16 protein-coding genes (1 of these 16 cut by a window edge) are annotated in these 19,385 nt (G+C 74.0%); 8 read left to right on the top strand and 8 right to left on the bottom strand.

Going from position 1 to position 19,385, the window contains the following annotated elements; translation table 11 throughout:
• Positions 1-21: 21 nt before the first annotated feature.
• Together IC605_RS25030 and IC605_RS08040 are read right to left on the bottom strand one after the other, a co-directional pair.
• Positions 22-2,688, bottom strand: a complete 2,667-nt coding sequence (locus IC605_RS25030) for a sensor domain-containing protein (RefSeq protein WP_281416235.1) — start codon at positions 2,686-2,688, stop codon at positions 22-24.
• Between the two features lie 209 nt (positions 2,689-2,897).
• The gene (locus IC605_RS08040; protein ID WP_216321490.1) at positions 2,898-3,332 is read right to left on the bottom strand and encodes a DUF3197 domain-containing protein; all 435 of its coding nucleotides are present in this window, start codon (positions 3,330-3,332) and stop codon (positions 2,898-2,900) included.
• 155 nt (positions 3,333-3,487) lie between these two features.
• Here IC605_RS08040 and IC605_RS08035 point away from each other — a divergent pair, with 155 nt between their 5' ends.
• Together IC605_RS08035 and zapE are read left to right on the top strand one after the other, a co-directional pair.
• Entirely contained in the window at positions 3,488-4,189 is a 702-nt protein-coding gene (locus tag IC605_RS08035; RefSeq protein WP_216321488.1) for a S4 domain-containing protein, read from the top strand.
• 48 nt (positions 4,190-4,237) lie between these two features.
• Complete coding sequence (zapE, locus tag IC605_RS08030) at positions 4,238-5,245, top strand: cell division protein ZapE (RefSeq protein WP_216321485.1); 1,008 nt, start codon at positions 4,238-4,240, stop codon at positions 5,243-5,245.
• 38 nt (positions 5,246-5,283) lie between these two features.
• On the opposite strand, the gene IC605_RS08025 is transcribed toward zapE, so the two are convergent.
• On the bottom strand, positions 5,284-6,165 hold the full coding sequence (locus IC605_RS08025; protein WP_216321482.1) for an N-acetylglucosamine kinase: 882 nt from the start codon (positions 6,163-6,165) through the stop codon (positions 5,284-5,286).
• Positions 6,166-6,290: 125 nt separating this feature from the next.
• Here IC605_RS08025 and IC605_RS08020 point away from each other — a divergent pair, with 125 nt between their 5' ends.
• On the top strand, positions 6,291-6,845 hold the full coding sequence (locus tag IC605_RS08020) for a chloramphenicol phosphotransferase CPT family protein (RefSeq protein ID WP_216321478.1): 555 nt from the start codon (positions 6,291-6,293) through the stop codon (positions 6,843-6,845).
• A gap of 49 nt (positions 6,846-6,894) precedes the next feature.
• On the opposite strand, the gene lipA is transcribed toward IC605_RS08020, so the two are convergent.
• Entirely contained in the window at positions 6,895-7,875 is a 981-nt protein-coding gene (gene lipA, locus IC605_RS08015; RefSeq protein WP_216321475.1) for a lipoyl synthase, read from the bottom strand.
• Positions 7,872-8,591, bottom strand: coding sequence for a lipoyl(octanoyl) transferase LipB (lipB, locus tag IC605_RS08010; protein WP_343216541.1), 720 nt, complete (start codon positions 8,589-8,591; stop codon positions 7,872-7,874). Before lipB ends, lipA begins: the two co-directional genes overlap by 4 nt.
• Positions 8,592-8,721: 130 nt before the next feature.
• Here lipB and IC605_RS08005 point away from each other — a divergent pair, with 130 nt between their 5' ends.
• Positions 8,722-9,246, top strand: a complete 525-nt coding sequence (locus IC605_RS08005) for a GNAT family N-acetyltransferase (protein ID WP_216321470.1) — start codon at positions 8,722-8,724, stop codon at positions 9,244-9,246.
• A 13-nt stretch (positions 9,247-9,259) separates the two neighbouring features.
• Here the strand turns inward: IC605_RS08005 and IC605_RS08000 are convergent, their stop codons facing one another.
• Positions 9,260-10,426, bottom strand: a complete 1,167-nt coding sequence (locus IC605_RS08000; RefSeq protein ID WP_425514221.1) for an FAD-dependent oxidoreductase — start codon at positions 10,424-10,426, stop codon at positions 9,260-9,262.
• A gap of 121 nt (positions 10,427-10,547) precedes the next feature.
• Between IC605_RS08000 and IC605_RS07995 the strand changes: the two genes are divergently transcribed.
• From IC605_RS07995 to IC605_RS07985, 3 genes are read left to right on the top strand one after another with little or no spacing between them, the layout of a single operon-like run.
• Positions 10,548-11,777, top strand: coding sequence for a SpoIID/LytB domain-containing protein (locus IC605_RS07995; protein WP_216321464.1), 1,230 nt, complete (start codon positions 10,548-10,550; stop codon positions 11,775-11,777).
• The gene (locus IC605_RS07990; RefSeq protein WP_216321434.1) at positions 11,767-14,583 is read left to right on the top strand and encodes an LPS-assembly protein LptD; all 2,817 of its coding nucleotides are present in this window, start codon (positions 11,767-11,769) and stop codon (positions 14,581-14,583) included. The genes IC605_RS07995 and IC605_RS07990 overlap by 11 nt, the downstream gene beginning before the upstream one ends.
• Positions 14,584-14,623: 40 nt before the next feature.
• Positions 14,624-15,706, top strand: coding sequence for a hypothetical protein (locus tag IC605_RS07985; RefSeq protein ID WP_216321431.1), 1,083 nt, complete (start codon positions 14,624-14,626; stop codon positions 15,704-15,706).
• 28 nt (positions 15,707-15,734) lie between these two features.
• On the opposite strand, the gene IC605_RS07980 is transcribed toward IC605_RS07985, so the two are convergent.
• A complete protein-coding gene (locus IC605_RS07980) occupies positions 15,735-16,778 on the bottom strand; it encodes a serine hydrolase domain-containing protein (protein WP_216321428.1) in 1,044 nt (347 codons plus the stop codon).
• A gap of 34 nt (positions 16,779-16,812) precedes the next feature.
• Between IC605_RS07980 and IC605_RS07975 the strand changes: the two genes are divergently transcribed.
• Positions 16,813-18,918: a S9 family peptidase gene (locus IC605_RS07975; protein WP_216321425.1), complete on the top strand. Its 2,106-nt coding sequence runs from the start codon at positions 16,813-16,815 to the stop codon at positions 18,916-18,918.
• Between the two features lie 60 nt (positions 18,919-18,978).
• Here IC605_RS07975 and IC605_RS07970 read toward each other — a convergent pair whose 3' ends face one another.
• Positions 18,979-19,385 carry the 3' portion of an asparaginase gene (locus IC605_RS07970; protein WP_216321422.1) on the bottom strand. 616 nt of this gene lie beyond the right edge of the window, so only the last 407 of its 1,023 coding nucleotides appear in the window; the start codon falls outside the window, past its right edge — the gene reads right to left on this strand; the stop codon is at positions 18,979-18,981.

Below are 19,385 nucleotides of genomic sequence, written 5' to 3'. Positions count from 1 at the left end.
GTCTAGCGGGCGGGGTCCGGTCTAGCGGCCTTGCAGCCACGCCCCGAACGCCCCGGGGTCGAGGGGCGGGCAGACCGCGTGCCCCTGCACCGCGTCGCAGCCGAGGCCCCGCAGCAGGTCGAGCCCGGCGGCGGTTTCCACGCCCACCGCCGTGACCTGCCACCCCAGCCGCCGGGCGAGGTCGAGGGTCGCCTCCACCAGGGTGACGCCGCGCGGGTCGTCAGGCAGCCGGGCGGTAAGGTTGGGGTGGAGCTTGATCCCGGTGAGCGGGTGGCGGCTCAGGGCGCTCAGGCTGGTCGTGCCCTCGCCGAAGTCGTCCACCCACAGCCGCGCGCCGCGCGCCCGCAGGGCGCCGAGGAGGTCGAGCGTGCCCTCGCCGGGGTCGAGGAGGCACCCCGCGCCGACCTCCACGTCGGGTGAGCCGTGCTCGGCCAGGAAGGGCAGCAGCTCGCCGGGGTCGGTCGGGCACCACCGGCCCCCCAGGCTGAGGTTCACGCTCAGGCGCAGCCCCGGATGGGCCTCCCGCCACGCGCGGCCCTCCTCCACCGCCCGGCGCAGCACCCACCCGGCGAGCGGGGCCATCAGCCCGGCGCGGGCGGCGAGCGGCAGGACCTGGGCGGGGGGCAGCTCGCCCAGAGCGGGGTGCGTCCAGCGCAGCAGGGCCTCGGCGCCGATCACCCGCCCGCTGGCGAGGTGCAAGACGGGCTGGTAGTGCAGGGTGGGCCCCTCGCCCTCCCCGCTCAGCGCCCCCCTCAAGGCTTCCTCCAGCCGGAAGGGGTCGGCGACCTCCTCGCGCAGGCCGGGGCCGAAGGTGCTCGCCTGGGCGCGGCCCCGGCCCCGGGCGTGGGCGAGGGCGATCTCGGCGTCCGCGAGGGCCGCGCCGTCCGTGCCCAGCCCCACCGGGGCCACGCCGAGCGCGAAGGTGAGGGGCACGGCCTGACGCCCGGCGCGCACGGGAGCCGTGAAGGCCGCCCGCACCGCCGCCGTCAGCGCCCCGGCCGCCTCCGGGGGGCCCGAGTGCGGCAGGAAGAGGGCGAAGGCGTCGTCGCCCAGCCGCGCCGCCCGCCCGCCGCGCGCGTCGGCGAGGTCGCCGAGCCGGGCCGACACCCCGATCAGGAGGTGATCGCAGGCGGTGCGGCCCAGCGCGGCGTTCAGGGCCCCGAAGCCGTCGAGGTCGAGGCACAAGACGGTGCCCGGCGCCCCCTGCACCAGGGCCTCGCGCAGCCCGGCGCGGTTGAGCAGCCCGGTCAGGGGGTCGTGGCGGGCCCCGTGCCGCAACCGCGCCTGGGCGTGGCGCAGCGCCGACACGTCGCGCAGGGTGAGGAGCAGGCCGGGCCGCCCGCCGGGGGCGTCTCCCGGGAGGAGGGTGCCGCGCACCTCCAGGTGCCGCCCGCCGCCGTCCGGGCGCACGAGCAGGAGTTCGGTCTCCAGCGGGAAAGTCAGGCTCTCCGCGCGCAGGTCGGGGAAGGCGAGGGGAGAGCCCGCCGGGGTGTGCAGCCGCACCCCGAGGTCGGGGAGCGCCCGCGAGAGGGGCACGCCGAGCAGCCGGGAGGCCTCCAGTCCGAGGAGGTCCGCCGCCCGCTCGCTGACGAGCTGGGTGCGGCCCGCGGGGTCCACGAGCAGGGCCGCGTGGTCGCCGAGGGCCAGCACCTGCGCGGCGGGGGCGCCCCACCCGTCCCCCGGGGCGCCGGGGCCCGTCCCCGTCCCGGCCTCCACCACGAGCAGGGGGTCGGCGCCTTCCCGCGCCGTGACCGGCCGCACGCTCAGGGTGACGCTGCCCCCCGCCCCCAGGGGCACCCGCGCCCGGGCGGGGCCGCCCTGCGCCGCCTCACGCACGAGGTCTTGCAGCGTCTCGGGGGCCGTTTCCGGGAAGCAGGCCCACAGCGGCGACCTGGGCAGGGCCGCGCCGGGCAACAGGTCGTGCCAGCCGGGGCTCGCGTGGAGCACCGTGCCCGCGGTCGTCAGGAGCGCGGCGGGGGTGGTGTGACCGCCCAGCAGGGCCCCCAGCAGCTCCGCCTGGCGGTGTTCGGCGGTCACGTCGCGCAGGGTCCACAGCACCCCCGCCCCCGCCCCGCCGAAGGAGGGCCGCGCCTCGCCGCGCACCCACACGGGCCCGTCCCCCGGCGTCACCGGCAGCGGCTCGTCGGGCAGGCACACCGTGCGGCCCGCCGCCGCCTGCGCGAGCCCCGCCGCGAGGGCGGGCATCCCCGGCAGCAGGTCCTTGAGGGGGCGACTCAGCACCTGCGCGTCGCTTAAGCCGAGCAGTTCGAGGAAGGGGCGGCTCACCTGCCGGAAGGTGAGGTCGGCGCGCAGCCACGCGGCGGGCAGCGGGAACTGGGTGACGAGCACGTCGGCCTCGCGCCCGGCCCCGTCCCCGCGCGCCGCCCCGAGCAGCAGCGTCAGGAGGTCGGCCACGTCCGCGGGCGGCGCTGCCCCCTCGCACCACATCAGGCCCAGCAGGGTGCCCCCCCGCGTGAGCCACGTCAGCTCGCCCCCCTCCAGCCACGCGTCGGGCGGCACGAGTTCGCCGCCCGCCTCGCGCTCGACGCCCTGCGCCCCCACGCGCAGCACCTCGCCCTCCAGCGCCGTGAGCAGTGTCGCGCCGGGCGCGTACAGGCGCAGCACCTCGCGCAGGGCGGTGTGAAGGGTCGGGGTCGGGGCCGGACGGGTGTGGCTGGACATGTTCATGGGAAGGGGTGGGGTCTCCTGGGCGTGGGTTGGGGCAGGTCCGGAGGGCGCGCGGCCTGGCGGCGGCCCTCGCTCGTCGTGCCCGCAGCGTGCCACGCCGACTCTTACGTTCCCCGTGCAAATCCCATCCCCAAGGAGAAAATCCCGCTCCCGGCGCCAAAAACCCCCCACCCTTCATGGAGGTGGGGGGTGGGGTGGAGGAGACCCGGCTACGCCTCCCAGTCGTCCTCTGCGGGGCGCCGGGGGGGCAGGGCCGTGTAGATCGCGGGGTCGCTGGGATTGCTCGCCGCGACGATGCGCGCGATCTCGTCCGCGCCCGGCTCGGCGAGGACGCGCACGAGGTCCGCCGGATTCACCGCCGTCTCGCGCACGGGGAGGCCCCGCTCGCCCGCCCAGCGGGTCAGCTCGGCGAGGGCCTGCGCGCCCGCCCGGCCGTAGTGCGGCCCGAAGGCGGGGGCGGCCACGACCGCCTGCCCCCCGAGGGTCACCACGGCGCCGTAGCGCGCCTCCCCCCGGTTGCCCTGGCGGTCACGCACCAGAATCAGCCGCCCGCCCGTCAGGTTGGCCCCCTCCAGGTGCGTGAGGACGGCCTGCAACGTCTCCAGCGGGGCCCCGGGCACCCCGAGCGGGTCAGCGATCTGCATGGGGGCCAGTGTAGGGCGGGGAAGGGGGCTTGTCGCCTGTGGCGTGTGGGGGAGGTGGGGGCAGGCGAGATGGGTCCCGCCGAGGCTGCCCCTCGCCCTGCTCCTCCGAGCGACAAGCCACAGGTCACCCTCCCCCGGGCGCTATCCTGCCCCCCATGAAGCAGAAGCTCCCCACCCTGGTGGCGCAGGCGCGCGGCGGGCGCGTGGTGCGCACCCCCTTCCTCGACGGCGACGACCTCGACCGCCGCGCCCTCCAGGACGACGAGGTGCGGTACGTCATCGGGGGCGGCTTCCCCGACGCCCGCCGGGTGATCCTCACCCTCCATCCCGCCCACATCCCCGAGGTGGACTCGGGCGTGACCGTCCTGCGGGTGACCCCGGGCGAGGGCGGTCCCCCCTGGGACCTTCAGGACTTCGCCGTGCACCTGCGCCGACTCGAACTGCCGGAAGACCAGCTCGGCGACCTGCGCGAGGAACGCGGCGGCTCCTTTCTCGTCGCCGCGACGGGCAAGGCGGCCCAGACGCTCGCCGCCCTCACCGAGCTCGGGGGCCGCGAGGTCGAGGCCGAGGAGGTGGGTGAGACGGCGGGCCGGGGCAGCAAGACGCGCGAGGTCGTCGTGCCGTCGATGCGGGTGGACGTGGTGGGCGCCAAGGGCTTCGGGGTGAGCCGCGCGTACTTCCAGCAGGGCATCGACGGCGGCAAGGTGCGCCTCAACGGCCAGGTGGCCCGCGCGAGCAGCGAGATCCGCGAGGGCGACAGCCTCAGCGCCGACGGCATCGGGCGCATCGACTTCAAGCGCGTGGTGAACGAGACCCGGCGCGGCAACGTGAAGGTGGAGCTGGAGATTCACCGCTAGGCGCCGCCAGCTTCCCTCCTCCCCCCGCGCCCTGAGAGACCCTGCCCCGTGATCGACCTCCTCGCCCGCAAACCCACCCTCACGCCCGAGGAACTCACGGCGGGCCTCGCTCCCAGCGCCCGCTTTCAGGACGTGCGCTTCGAGACCTACCGCCCCAACCCCGAGTACGCCAGCCAGGCGCAGGCGCGCGCGAGCCTTCAGGCGTTTCTCAAGGGGGCGCAGGTGCGGCCCGGCGGCTTCCGCCTCTTCCGGCGTGCCAAGCCCGAGGGGCGGGGCATCTACCTCGACGGGGGCTTCGGGGTGGGGAAGACGCACCTGCTCGCCAGCGCCTATCACGCCGCCGAGGGCACGCGCGCCCTGATGAGCTTCCAGGACCTGATGTACGTGATCGGGTCGCTCGGGATGGGCCGCGCCGTCGAGGCCTTCGGGGGGCACGACCTGCTGCTGATCGACGAGTTCGAGCTTGACGACCCCGGCAACACGCACATGGCGAACACCTTCCTGGGCCAGCTCATGCCGGGGGGCACGAGCGTGGTCGCCACGAGCAACACCGAGCCCGGCGCGCTCGGGCAGGGCCGCTTCAACGCCGCCGACTTCCAGCGCCAGATTCAGGGGATCGCCGACCGCTTCGAGACGCACCGGGTAGACGGCCCCGACTACCGCCAGCGCGGCACGGCCCCGGAAGGGCCCCTCACTCCCGGCGAGTTCGCCGCGTGGCGGGCGCGGCAGCCCGGGGCGACCCTCGCCGTCGCCTCGCACCGGGACCTCAACCGCCACCTCCTCGACGTGCACCCCAGCCGCTTCGCCAAGCTGCTCGCGGGGGTGGGCGCCCTCGGCGTCACCGACCTCGCCCCCATGCCCGACCAGAACGTCGCCCTGCGCTTCGTGCACTTCGTCGACAAGCTCTACGACCTCGGGCTGCCCGCCGCCTTCACGGGGGCGCCGCTGGGAAGTCTCTTCAGCGAGACGTACCGCCACGGCGCCTACGCCAAGAAGTACAGCCGCTGCCTCAGCCGCCTCTCCGAGCTGCTGCGCGAGGCGCGGGCCGCGCTCTGATCGCGGTTGCTCGCTCTGTCCGGCCACCGCTGTGAGGGTCAGGGGCGCGGGGCGAGCAGCGGCAGGCCCAGGGTGAAGCCGCCGGAGACGGGCGGCACGCTGGGAACGACGGTGACCGCACCCGGCGCGAGCCCGGCGTGAAAGGCCTCCCGCACGAGGGGATTGAAGGCCCCTCCCGCCGTGGCGAGCGCGTTCCGCCCGGTGCGGCCCAGGACCACCTCGGCGAGCCGGGCGAGTTCCTGCCCCGCGCGGCGCTGGATGGCGAGGGCGTCGGGGTCCTCCTGCCGGGCGGCCTCGTACACGGCGGGGGCGAGGCGGGCGACGGCGGCGCGACCTTCCCCGTAGATCAGCGAGCGGATCTCCCCCCACTCGCGGGTGCCGAGCGCCCCGAAGACGTGTCGGGCGAGCCGGGTCTCGGGCTGCCCGGCCTCGCGCTGGCGCAGCACCCGCCGCAGACCGACCTGCCCCTGCCAGAAGGCGCCGCCGAGGTCGTCGATCAGGTAGCCGTACCCGCCCGCGCGCACGACCTCCCCCCCCTCGGTGCGGTGGTAGGCGACGGCGCCCGTCCCGGCATAGACGAGCGTGCCCGCCCCCGGCGTGAAGTGGGCCGCGTAGGCGAGGTGCAGGTCGTCGGTCACGAGGAGCCGCTCGGGGGGCAGGCGAAAGAGGCTTCCCAATTCCTGTTGCAGCCCGGGTCGGAACTCGGTCTGGAGGCCTGTCACCCCCGCGACCACGGCACACGGCTCCACCGGCAGGGCGGCGCGCAGCTCGGCGAGGGCCGCCGTCATCTCCCGCCGCGCCTCCGGGGCCGAGAGGTGGCCGGTCAGGGGCCGCAGGCGACCGTCCGCAACCGCCGTCCCGCTCCCGGTGTACAGCGCCCACTTGGTGCCGCTCGCCCCCATGTCGATGCTGAGGATCACGGGCGGCCTTCGGGAGGTGGAACGGGGAGCTGCATCTTCCCCCCAAGCTTAGGCGCAAAACCGGGGTTCCGTGCCCCTTGTCGGGGCGGACGAACTGCGCGATTCTCTCCCGATTGGGAGGGCGCATGTCGGCAGGTCAACTGATCCTCGTGGGCGGAGCATCGAGCGCCGGAAAGTCGACCCTCTGCCGCGACGTGCGGGAGAGGCTGGACGTGCCGTTCCTGTTCTTCTCCCTCGACTTCTTTCTGTTCACCACAGACGTTTTGCCGAGACGCCCCGACGCTGGCGGCGTGTTCGCCTGGGCGACCCTGCGTCCTCAGGTCTTCGAGGGGTTTTACCGCTGCCTCCCCGCGCTGCTGTCGGCGGGAAACAACCTCGTCGTCGACCTCATTGTCGAGTCGCGTGAGCAGATGGACCGCCTGCTGGAATTGCTCTCGCCCTTCGACGTGTTCTTCGTGGGCCTGCACTGCCCGCTGCCCGAACTGGAACGGCGCGAACTCGCCCGTGGAGACCGCCGCGTGGGCGATACCCGGCGCGACTTCGAGACCGTCCACACCTTCGGGGAGTACGACCTGGAGATCGACTCGACCGACCCGCTCGACCGGAACGTGCGAAGGGTGGTCCACGCCTGGCAGGAAAGGCGGCGGCCCAGCGCTTTTGACCGGATGACGCAGCGGTAAACGGCGAAGGGCCGAAGCTCCACGCCCCGGCCCCTTCAATGCCTCCCCCTCAGATCAGGCTGAGCTGCTCGCTCCCGTCCAGGTGCGCCAGATGCTCGGGCAACCCGCTCGGCTTGTCCATCACGATCTGCTCGGCTTTGTACGAGGAGCGGACGAGCGGGCCGGAGACGACCTCCAGGAAGCCCAGGCTCAGGCCCTCCTCCCGGATTTCATCGAACTCGGCGGGGGTGACGTACCGTTCGACGGGGAGGTGATGCATGGTCGGGCGGAGGTACTGCCCGAAGGTGATCACGTCCACCCCGTGCGCCCGGCAGTCCTCCATCGCCTCCCGAATCTCCTCGCGCGTCTCGCCCAGGCCCAGCATGATCGAGGTCTTGGTGATCACGTCGGGGCGGCTCTTCTTGGCGTGCGCGAGGACCCCCAGCGTCCGGTCGTAGCCCGCGCGGATGTCGCGCACCGGGTGGGTCAGGCGCCGCACCGTCTCCAGGTTCTGCGCGTACACGTCCACGCCGCTCTCCAGCACGAGGTCCACGCAGTGCCCATTGCCGCCGAAGTCGGGGGTCAGGGCCTCCACGCGCGTTTCCGGGTTCACCCGCTTGATCGCCTGCACCGTCTTGGCGAAGTGGTACGCGCCGCCGTCGGGCAGGTCGTCGCGGTCCACACTCGTCAGCACGACGTACTTCAGGCCCATCAGGCGCACCGAGTCGGCCACGCCCGCGGGTTCGTCCAGATCGAGCTTGCCCATCGGATTACCCGTATCCACCGCGCAGAAGCGGCAGGCGCGGGTGCAGATGTGGCCCATCAGCATGAAGGTGGCGGTGCCGCGCGACCAGCACTCGCCGATGTTGGGGCACATCGCCTCCTCGCAGACGGTGTGCAGGCGGTGTTCCTTGACGATCTTGCGGACCTCGCCGAAGACCTGCCCGGTGGGGATGGTGACTTTCAACCACTCGGGCTTCTTCTCGCGCACGGGCACGGAGTCCTTGCGGTAGATGCCGTTCTTGATGAACCTGGGTTCCTGCTGGGTCATGTCCCTCTCCCCGCCGCCAGCTCCGGCAGCGTCCAGTCGTAATTCTCGAAGGTAGTGTGGAAGGCGCGAGTAAGGGCCTTTCTCGCCTCAGCCATGCTCGCCGTCCGCTCGATGCCGCGCAGCTCGTACTCCCGCTCCACGCTCGTCATCTGGGTTCCGCTCAGGCCGCAGGGCACGATCAGGTCGAAGTGCCCGAGGTTGGTGGTGACGTTCAGCGCCAGACCGTGCAGGGCCACGTTCCGCTGCACCGCCACCCCGAAGGAGGCGATCTTCTGCTCGTACTCGCGCCCGTTGACCGTTCTAGGGTCCACGTACACGCCCGCGTAACCGGGGTTGGGCCGCGCGTCGGGCAGGCCGAGGTCGTGCAGCGTCACGATCACCGCCCGTTCGAGGAGCCGCAGGAAGTCCTGCACCCGCCTCCCCACCGGGAAGATCGCGTAGGCGACAAGCTGGCCGGGCCCGTGGTACGTCACGTCGCCGCCGCGCTCGACCTCCAGCACCTCGATCCCCTGCGCGGCGAGGTAGTCGCGCGTCACAACGATGTTGGTGCCCTCCTTCGCCTTGCGGCCCAGGGTGAGCACGGGCGGATGCTCGACGAGGAGCAGGGTGGGCCGCCCGCCTCCTGCCACCCGCGCGTGAACGTCATGCTGCACGTCCCACGCCTCCCGGTAGGGAAGCACCCCCAGGTCCAGCACGTCGAAGGGAACGTCTCTCACGCCCCGGATTGTACGCCCCCCCTTGGGGAGCCAAGGTGCCCGGAGGCGAGATTGGCGGGGGGATTGACCACGGTGGGTGGTGAATGTGGATGTGCGGAGTTGAAGCGGGCGCGGCTGATTACCCTGGGCCATGCCTGAACTCGTCCGCCCATCGGAGAGGTACAAAACCAGCTTCACCCAGGCGGTAAGGGAAGCCCAGGCGAGCGGGAGCGGCTTGGGAGACACCCTCACCTGGTCGGTAGACGATCTGGAGGCCGACTTCGGCACCTTCCTGACCCACCTGCGCCGCTTCGAGCCGCCGAACGTCCCGCCGGAGGGGTTCGTGAACTCGGAAGTCCTCTGGCTGGTGGAGGGGGAGACGTACCTGGGCCGCCTCAGCATCCGCCACCGCCTGGGCGGGCGGCTGCGGGAGTTCGGCGGGCATATCGGCTACGAGGTGCGCCCCTCCGCGCGGCGGCAGGGGCACGCCACCCTGATGCTGCGGCTCGCGCTGGACCGCGCCCGCGAGCTGGGCCTGACCCGGGTACTCGTCACCTGTGACGCCGACAACCTCGCCTCCCGCCGCGTCATCGAGGCGAACGGTGGGGCGCTGGAGGGGGAGTTCGTGCTGGACTTCCACGACAAGCCCATCCGGCGGTACTGGATCGAGCTGTGACGGGAAGGCCAGCTCACCCCCCCTCCCACGGCCGCCCCTCCACCCCCGCCACCTGCGCCGCGAGGTCGTAGGCCACCGCCAGCCCCAGCGTGTCCGCGAGCGGGCCGCCCAGGAGAAGGTGGACGCCGGGCGCGACCTCCTCGTGCAGGGGGGGAGCGTCGGCCCGTCCCCCCGGCAGCGCGAGCCACGCTCCGGGCACGTCGGCGAGGCTGCGGCCCACCTCCAGCGCCCCCGTGGCGAGGGGCGGCAGCGCGTCCATCAGGGCGATCAGGTCCTCCAGCGTCTCGCGCCGCACGCCGACGGGCACGCCGGTCAGCCGCCCCCCGGCCGGGCTGTAGCCCTGCGGGTCGCGGTGGTGGACCGGCGGGATCAGGGTGAAGCCGCCGCCCACCGGGCGCAGGGTCAGCCCGCCCGCGCGCAGGGTGGGGGTCCGGTCATCGCTGGGGACGTTCAGCCGGGGCGTCTGCCGGTACGCGCGCCCGTGCGCGGTGTGCGCCCCGAGGTCATGCTCGACGGCGGGCGGACCGTCGGCGCCCAGCGCCACGACCACCCCGCCCGCCCGCACCTCGCGCGTCTCGTGGGTGACGACCTCGTGCGTATTCGTCACGGTCAGGCGGTCGAGGCGGACACCGCCGGGGATCAGGTGCGCGTGGGTGTTGAGCAGCAGGTCGGCCCCCGCCCGCACGGCGCCCTGCCCGCAGGCGAGGGCGACCGGGCCGGGGCGGTAGGTCGCGGCCTCCTCGTCCACCCGCGCGAAGGGGAGGGCGGTGGGGAGGACCAGGGCGGCGGCTTCCGGGAAGCGGGTCAGGGTGCCGGTGGTGGACCTTGCGCCCGGGACCGCGTGGGCGTGGAGGTCGAGCAGCGGCCGGGGCTGGAAGGGCGCGTCCCCGAGTCCGCCCGCGAGGAAGGCCCGCCCCCACCGCGCCTCGCCCCCCCGGCCCGGCGGCACGCCCAGGGTGGTCCAGACCCCCGGCGCGAGGATTGTCGCCCCCTCCTCGTTGGGAAGGCCGCCGCGCTCGACGAGCAGGAGGCGCAGGCCCGGGGCGAGCCGCCGCAGGAACAGGGCGCAGGCCGTGCCCATCCGCCCCGCGCCGAGAACCACCACGTCGTAGTCCGTCTCCGCGAAGGCCTGCCCGACGTGGGCCCACACGCGCCCCGCCCCCCCCCGTCCCGTGCTCATGGCCCTCATGATGCCCCGGCGGCGCCCGACCGTGCCGTCCTGGGCCGTTTCGGAAGATGTGCCGCCTCTCACGGTCCTGTCAGACCGGGTACAGAGGAGGCCGCTTATACTCGCGGGGCAGATGCGGTTTTTGATGCTTGCGCTGGCGCTCGGTTCGGGCGCGGGGGCGCTGAATGTGAGGGTGCTGGTCTCGAGCGGCCCGCAGCTTGACGTGCGCGTGCCCACCCCGGCCCCGGCTCCCCCGGTCACCCCCCCCGGCCTGGGCCTGACCCCCGTCTCCCCGGTGCCCGCGCCCGAGGTCGCCGCCCCGGCGCCTTCCCCGAGCGTGTGGACCGTCGGCGTGCGGGGCGCGAGCCTCACCCTCAACGGGGCGGACGCGGGCAGCGCGTCCCTCTACCTGCCGCCCGCGCCGGGCAGCGTCGTGGAGATCGGCGGGCGGGCGTACCGGGGCGGGGTGCTGCTGCGGGCCGAGCGCGGCGCGGTGCAGGGGATCAACGTCCTCGACGTGGAGGACTACCTGCGCGGGGTCGTCCCCGCCGAGATGCCCCCTTCCTGGCCCGCCGCCGCCCTCGCCGCCCAGGCGGTGATCGCGCGCACCTACGTGGCCGCGCGGGTGAACCCGGCCCTGCCTTACGACACCTGCGCCACCGAGAGCTGCCAGGTCTACCGGGGCGTGGGCGCCGAGCGCGCGAACACCGACGCGGCGATCCGGGCGACCGCCGGGGAGGTCGTCGCCTTTGACGGCCGGCCCGCGAGCACCTACTTCTCCAGCGACTCGGGGGGCTTCACCGCGTCGAGCGCGGAGGTCTGGGGCCGCGACCTGCCGTACCTGATCGCCCGCGCCGACCCCTACTCGGCGGGCGGGCCGCGCTCGCGCTGGCGGCTAGAGGTCGCCGCCGCCCGCGTGCAGGAGGTCGCCGCCCGCTACGGGGTGCAGGTGGGCGCCCTGACCTCGGTGCGGGTCACCCGCGCGAGCGTGTCGGGCCGGGCACAGGAGATCACCCTCACGGGCACGGGGGGCACGGCCCTGCTCTCCGGGGCGAACGCGGGGGGCTTCGTCCGCGCGCTCGGAGGGACGAGCAGCCGGGCGACCCTCGGCGGCCCGGTCGGCCCCGGCACGCCCCTCGTCGTCGAGGGCTTCGGGGCCGGGCACGGGGTGGGCCTCTCGCAGTACGGGGCGCTGGGCCTCGCGCGCCAGGGGATGACCCACCCGCAGATTCTGGGCTTCTACTACCCCGGCACGACCCTGGGCCTGCTCGCGGGTGGGCGGGAGACGCGGCCCGTCCTCGCCGGGATTGACCCCCGGCCCTCGACCGGGGTGTTCGCGCTGAACGTGGCCCATGTCGAGTAGGGCCCAGCACCTCGTCCGGCGCGGAGGGAGACGGCTGCGGCGCGGGGCCCTCGGCCTTCTCACCGCGCTCGCCGGGGCGGCTGCGCTGGGGAGTGCCGAGGCGCGCACCGTGCGGATCGTGCAGGCGCAGACGCTCGAACTGCGCCGCCTGGACGACCAGGAGATCGTGATCATCGGCGGGGGCGAGGGCAACCCGGTCGAGCTGCGGGTGGACGACGACGTGGTGCGGGCCACGCGCGTGGAGTACAACCGCACCCGGCGCACCCTGACCCTCGTCGGGGCGGCGATGTACCGCACCGCGAGCGACGGGCAGACCCTCACGGGCGAGGACCTCGTGGTGGACCTCGGGCAGGAGCAGCTCACGGGCGAGGACGTCATCATCAGCGACGCGGACCTGGAGATTCGCGGCGGGCAGGTCGAGCGGGTGCCCGGCCAACTGCGGGCCACCCAGGGGTACTTCACCCCCTGCGCCAAGTGCGGGCGGACGCCCAACGACTACGCCTTCCGCGCCGAGCGGCTGATCGTGTACCCGGGAGACCGCCTCGTCGCCTACCGGGCGCAGCTCCTCCTCGCCGACTTCCCGGTGCTGTATCTCCCCGTCGTGGTGCTGCCCCTGAACGATCCCGAGCGCCAGCCCCGGCTCGTCGTCGGCAACGGCGCCCCGGACGGGCTGAGCATCGAGGCCGACCTCCCCTTCAGCGTGGGCACCAGCACCCTGGGCACCACCCTGCTGCGCTACTACGAGAACCGCGACCCCAGCATCGGCGCCGGGGTGAGCCTGCGCTCCTACGCGCCGCTGCCCTTCGTGGACCGGATCAACCTCTACACCCTCGCCCTGCCCAGGCCCTTCGCGGCGGACGGCACCCAGCGGGTCGGCTACGACCTCGACCTCGACCTCACCGCGCGGGGCCGGGTGCCCCTCACCCTGGCGGTGCGCGACCTCGACTACTCGCTCAACGTCGTGCGGCGCGACATCGGGCGCAGTGAGACCGACCCCGAGCGCGGCGTGACGCGGGTGAACTTCGGGGCGCAGGTCGAGTACCCCCTCTTCTCGGCCCAGCTCAACTACGTGGACCGCTACGGCCCGGAGCCCACCACGGCACTCACCACGCCGCTGCGGCAGCCCGAACTCGTGGTCGACCCCAAGCCGGTCACGCTGGGGGGCCTGAGCGCGGACTTCCGGGTCTCGGCGGGGCGCTACACCGGGCAGAGCAACCCCCTCTCGCGCAGCGCGACCTCGCAGGGAATCAACATCTCGACCACCCGGCTGGAGGAGACGCACGCGATCAGCTTCACGGCGAGCCCGTGGCGCAATGCCGACCTCAGCCTGCGCAACACCTTCACCGGGCGCTACTACGGCACGGGCGCGCGGACGGTGAACCTGGAGGCGGGCGGGACCATCACCCAGCGCTTCAACGAGACGAACACCTTCGGGGTGAGCTACGCCTACATCCGCATCGAGGGGACGAGCCCCTTCGCCTTCGACGCGGTGGCGGGCCGCCGCCTGAGCGCGCCCCTGACCCTCCTGCTGAACACCGTGCCGGTGAGGGACACGACCTTCAGCGCGACGTACACCCGCGACCTGATCCTGCCGCCGGACTCGTCGGGGCAGCTTCCGGCCACCTTTCGCCTCGGGGTGAACCGCCCGCCCGTGAGCCTGACCTACAACCTCGCGTACCACTTCGGCACGGGCGAGCTGGAGAGCACGAACTTCAACGTCACCCTGGGCGACCCGAACTCGGGCCGGGTGACGGTCACGCCCGCGGCACCCGCCCGGCCCGCCACCCCCACGGGCCCGGCCGTGCCCGCCCGCCCGGAGACGGCGACGCGCTCCAGCCGCTGGCCCGCGCCGAACCTCACCCTCACGGCGAACGGGAGCTACACCCGCACCGGGGGCTACGACCCCTTCACCGTGCGCGCGACCGTCACGGGCGACATCCGCACGAACAACTTCAGCGTGTACGCCACCCACGACGTCGCCACGCCCCGCCTGCGCGCGGTGGGCTTCGAGGCGAGCGCGGCGACGACCTTCGACACGGTGCTCAACCCGGTCGGCGTCACGGCGCGCGAGAACCTCGACCTGTTGACCTCGCGCCTGACCGGGAGTTACGCGCTGACGTGGCGCGGGGACTACACCCTCTCGACCGCCCACGACCTGCTGCTCGACCAGCCGGAGACGGCGCGCGAGAGCGGGACGGTCACCTTCAGCGTGGGCACGGCGGCGGGGCGGGCGACGAACTGGCAGCTCACCTACGGCGGCCCCTACGACTTCCGGCGCCAGGGCTGGACGCGCCCGGGCGTGACGGGCACCCTGCGCGCCACCCGCCCCGGCCAGAGCCTCGCCGTGGCCGCCGTGCTGAACACGCCGGGCCTCGACCAGCCGCGCACCGAGTTCTCCCGCGCCGACCTCAACGCCGCGTGGCAGTTCGGCTCGCGGGCGGCGCTCTCGGGCCGGGTGGTGTACACCCGCACCCGCAGCGGAACCTTTCCGGACGACGTTGCGACCGACACCCTCGTCCTCGACCCCGTTCGCGTCGGCGTGGCGCTGGGCAACGGGCCGAGGCCGGGGGCCTACCTCACGGCCAGCCTGCGCCAGACGGTCGTGTGGCAGGGGGGCGAGCGGGTGGGCCCCTGGAACTTCACGCCCGTGATCGGGCTGACCATCGACCGCTGCTGCTGGGCCCTCCAGGCGGAGATCGACCTCAGCGTCCGGCGCTACCGCCTCGCCATCGGCCTGCCGGGCAGCACCGCCTATCCCCTCTTCAACTACGGCGAGGACGGCCTGAGCCTCCCGCTGCTGCCCTGAGCGGTCCCCCCCCCAGCATCATCCCAAGGAGGCCCCGACCATGACTGCACTCCCCCCGCGCCCGCTCGCCCTGGCCCTGCTCCTGCCCGGTCTCCTCGCCGCCTGCACCGGGACCGAGGAGGTGCCGCCCGCCCTGCGCCTCGCGGTGCTCGAAGGCGGGGGCGCGACCCTGCGCACCGTCACCCCCGACGGCAGCGCCGCCGACGTGAGCGTTCCCCTAGGTGACAACCGGGGCGTCACCCTCGACACGCTGCCCGGCGGCACGCGGGTGGCGCTCACCCGCAGCGCGGGGATCGAGAGCCGCGACGTGAACCTCGCCAACCCGGTGCCCTTCGCGCCCCCGCCCTTCACGCCCGTCTGCCTGACGAGCACGGCCGTCAGCGCGGCCCGCGACCGGCTGCTCACCCTGAGCGACTGCAACGGTCGGCAGCAACTTGCCCTGTACCGCCAGGGCGGCTCAATCGTCTGGACGGCGAACCTGCCCGTGCTCACCGTCGTGGTCTTCACCCCGGAGACGCCCCGCACCAGCATCGCCGTGATCGGCGACCGGGCCGTCGTCGCCCGGCCCGCGCTCGGCGGCGGCAGCGAGACGATCCGCGTCGCTCAGGAGAACACCGGGGATCTCGTCGCGGTCGCCAGCACCCCCCTCACCACCCCCGTCATCCGCGACCTCGCGCCCTTCGGGGGGGTGCTCTACGCCGCGACCGACACGGGCATCCAGCCGCTGACCGACGTGGGCGTGCCCAACGCGGCGGCGACCCTGGGCGCTTTCGGGGCGGGGCGGGTGGACCGCCTCTGGACGAGTGCGAGCACGGGCGGCGCGGCCAACCTGATCGCCGCGTGGCGCGACACCACCCTCAGCGGCAACAGCAGCGAGCCCCTGCGCCTGTGGGACGGCACCCGCACGAGCGCCGCCGTCGTCGCGAGCGTCGCCGAGCTGCGCGACGTGTCCTTCGGCATCGACGGCAACCTCTACGCCCTGACCCGCACCGACCTGACGCGCTACGACACGGTGTTCGGCCTCCAGCAGGGCAACTGGAACCCCACCGGGCTCCTCGGCGGGCTAAGCGACGCGCGGGCGGTGACGTGGCTGGTGCCGCCGGAGGGAGGGGTCGGGAACTAGGGACCGGGAATTGGCAAACGCCGAGGCCTCATTTCTCACCCCCGAGACCTGACGCCTCATCCCCTGCTCCCAGCAGCGCCAGCAGCGCCGCCGGAACCGCCCCCCGCAGGCCGACCAGCGGCAGGCCGCCCCTCGCCAGGAGGACGACAGCCGCCCCGTCGGCGGCCCGCATTCCCAGGGCCGTGCGGGTGCCGCGCGCCACCCCGTCGTGCCACCACACGCCGCGCGTCTCGAACCAGCCGGGGGCCACGCCCGTCCGGTGGGGGGGGAGGCCGGGGGGGTGGATGACGGCCTGCCACGCCTCCCCCGCCCGACCCTCCAGGTGTGCCGCCGCAAAAGAGAGCAGGTCCGCCGCCGTCCCGAACAGGCCCCCAGCCCCGGCCAGCGGCCCGAAGCCCGTGACCCCCTCGCCGAAGAGGGTGGCGGTCGGCGTGACGAGCCGGGTGGGGGTGGGCGTGAGGGACACGTCCGCCAGCCCCAGCGGCCCGGTGACGTGCCTTGCCAGGGCACGACCGAAGCCCGGGGCGTCCACATCCTCGCCCGCGGCGTGCGCGAGGGCGAGGGCGAGCACGCCCACCCCCAGGTTCGAGTAGGCGAAGCGGCCCGCCGCCCGCCGGTTCGCCCAGCGCCGCGCGCTCGCCAGGGCGCCCGCGGCGCTCATGCCGCCGTAGGGGTCCTGAAAGCGGGTGAAGGTCGTGACCACCGCGCGGGCCGGGTGGGGGGGGAGTCCCGCCGTGTGGGTCGCCAGGGCGCGCGGGGTCACGAAGGCGGGGAAGGGGCGAAAGGGACCGCCCAGCCGGGCGAGGGGCGCGTCCCACTCCACCCGCCCCGAGCCCGCGAGCGCGTCCGCCAGCGCGGCGGTAAAGGGCTTGGTCACGCTCGCCAGCTCGAAGACGCCCTCCCGGGGCACACCGCCGAGACCGACCAGGACGGCCCGCCCGCCCCGCGCCGCGCCGATCACCCCGCCCCGCCGCAGGGCCGCGCGCACGAGGGGAAGCGGTCTGTGCAGGTCCCTCCCGAGCACGTCTCCCACCTCTCGCAGGGCCTGGCGCACGGGGTCTCGGCGGAACATGGGGTCAGGGTAGCGCCCCCTGATACGCTCGGGCATGGCCCCCACCCCGCCCCGCGCCGCGAAGAAGCCCGTCACGCATTCCCTGCACGGCGAGGACCGCCCGGACAGCTACCACTGGCTCAAGACCCAGGGCAGGGCCGACCCCGAGGTGCGGGCGTACCTGAACGCCGAGAACGCCCATCTGGGTGAGGTGATGGCGCCCCTGCGGGAGATGCAGCGGGCCCTCTCCCAGGACCTCCTCTCGCACGTGCAGGAGCGCGACGAGGGCGCCCCCGTGCGCGAGGGCGACTGGCTCTACCTCACCCGCACCGAGGAGGGCCGGGCCCACCCCCTCCTCCTGCGCCGCCCCGTGTCCGGGGGTGGGGCAAAGGTCCTCCTCGACCTCAACCTCCTCGCCGAGCGCGAGGGCCACGCCAACGTCTGGGTGTACGCGGCCCGCCCCAGCCCCGACGGGCGCCTCTGGGCCTACCTCCTCGACGTGACCGGGCAGGAGGTGTTCGAGCTGCGCGTGCTGGACACCCAGACGGGTGAACTGGCCGAGCCGCCGCTGACCGGCGTGAACGGCTGGACGCTCGACTGGGGCGCGGACGGCTCGCACCTCTTCTATGGCCGGGACGACGGGACGCAGCGGCCCTCCGAACTCTGGAGACACACCCTCGGCGGGCCCCAGGACGCCGACGAGCTGCTGTATCAGGAGAACGACCCCACCTTCCGCGCGGTGGCCCACCTCTCCGAGAACGGCGAAACCCTGCTCGTCGTCAGCGGGGCCGGGGTCACGGCCGAGTGGCACGACCTGGACGTGCGCGAGCCTGGGGGACGACCACGGGTGATCCTGCCCCGCGAGCGCGGCGTCGAATACGCGGTGACGGACGGCGGCGATCACTGGCTCGCCCTCACCAACCAGGGGGGCGCGACCGAGTTCCGGCTGGTGCGGTTGCCGAAGAGGGAGGGCCTGACCTGGGAGGACGCCGGGGGCGTGCTGTCCCACGACCCGGCGCGTTACCTGACCGGGATGCATCTGTTCGCCTCGCACCTGCTCGTGTCGGGTCGTCAGAGCGGCTTCACGCGGCTGTGGGTGCTGCCCAGGATGGCCGGAGGGTACGGCGAGGCCCGCCGCGTGGAGTTCTCTGAGGCGAGCTACACCGTCCGCATCGGCCCGAACCACGTCTTCGGCACGGCTGCGGCTCGCATCGCCTACACCAGCCTGACCCGGCCCGCCGAAGACCGCGACCTCGACCTGAACACCCTGGAGACCACGCTCGTCAAGGCGACGCCCGTCCCGAACTACGACCCGGCGCGGTACGTGGCCGAGCAGAGCTGGGGGACCGCACCCGACGGCGAGCGCGTGCCCGTCAGCCTCGTGCGGCGCCGCGACACCGGCCTGCCCGCTCCCACGCTGCTGTACGGCTACGGCAGCTACGGCTACCCCACCGACCCCGAGTTCCGCCCGACGCGCCTCCCGCTGCTCGACCGGGGCTGGGTCTGGGCCATCGCGCACATCCGGGGCGGGTCCGAGCTGGGTCGCCGCTGGTACGACGCCGGGCGGCTGGGACACAAGATGAACACCTTCACCGATTTTCTGGCCGCCGCCGAACACCTGAAGGCGGAGGGCGTGGCGAGCGACCTCGTGGCGATGGGCAGCAGCGCGGGGGGACTGCTCACCGCCGCCGCCGTCAACCTGCGCCCGGGGCTCTTCCGCGCCGCCTTCGTGGGGGTGCCCTTCGTGGACGTGCTCTCCACCATGCTCGACGCCTCCATCCCCCTCACGACGGGCGAGTACGACGAGTGGGGCAACCCGGGGGATCCGGACGCCTACGCCACCATGCGGGGATACAGCCCCTACGACAACCTCGTGCCCGGAACCTACCCCCACCTCTTCGTCTCGACCGGCCTGAACGACCCCCGCGTCGCCTACTGGGAGCCCGCCAAGTACGTCGCCCGGTTGCGCGACCTGGCCGCCCCCGGCAGCGGCGTCCTGGTCCTCAAGACCAACTTCGGCGCCGGACACGGCGGCTCCAGCGGGCGCTACGACGCCCTGAACGAGGAGGCCGAGGAATACGCCTTCGCGCTGGCGGCGGTGGAGGGGAGGTTGGGGGAGGTGGGGCGAGGGACGCAGGACGTGGGGGAGGAGAGGCAATAAAAAAGCCGCCTCTCGGGCGGTGATGGAAAGAAGATAGCGTCTTATACGGTCCGTGTCAAATTATCCAGCCGGGTTCCGCTCCGCCCACTCCAGGCCCAGCTCCACTCCCACCGCCCCCACCTCCCGCCCCGCCCAGTTATGCAGGGTGGTGGGGGCGAGGGCGCGCAGCTCCTCCGTGACGGGCACGCCCAACTCCCGCAGCACGGCGAGCGTGACGTGGGGGCGGGCCCGTTCGCCGCCGTCCATGATCTTGAAGGCGATGCCCAGGGGCCCGCGTGGCGTCTCCCGCAGCGCCAGCCCGTAGAACGCCTCCGCGCCCATCTTGGCGGCGAGACCGGGGACGAGGGGCATCAGGGTGGTGTCGAGCCGCCCGGTGCCCGCGATCAGGAAGGGATGCGACCGCATGGCCTGAAAGACGCGCTCCAGGGCGGGGGCGAGGTCACCCGTGGGAGCCGCCAGCCGCGCGA

Origin of the sequence: Deinococcus aestuarii (genome assembly GCF_018863415.1) — a bacterium.
In the GTDB taxonomy this organism is placed as follows: Bacteria; Deinococcota; Deinococci; order Deinococcales; family Deinococcaceae; genus Deinococcus; species Deinococcus aestuarii.
The sequence above is the reverse complement of the archived record's forward strand: the minus strand, read 5'-3'. Positions and strand labels throughout refer to the sequence as shown.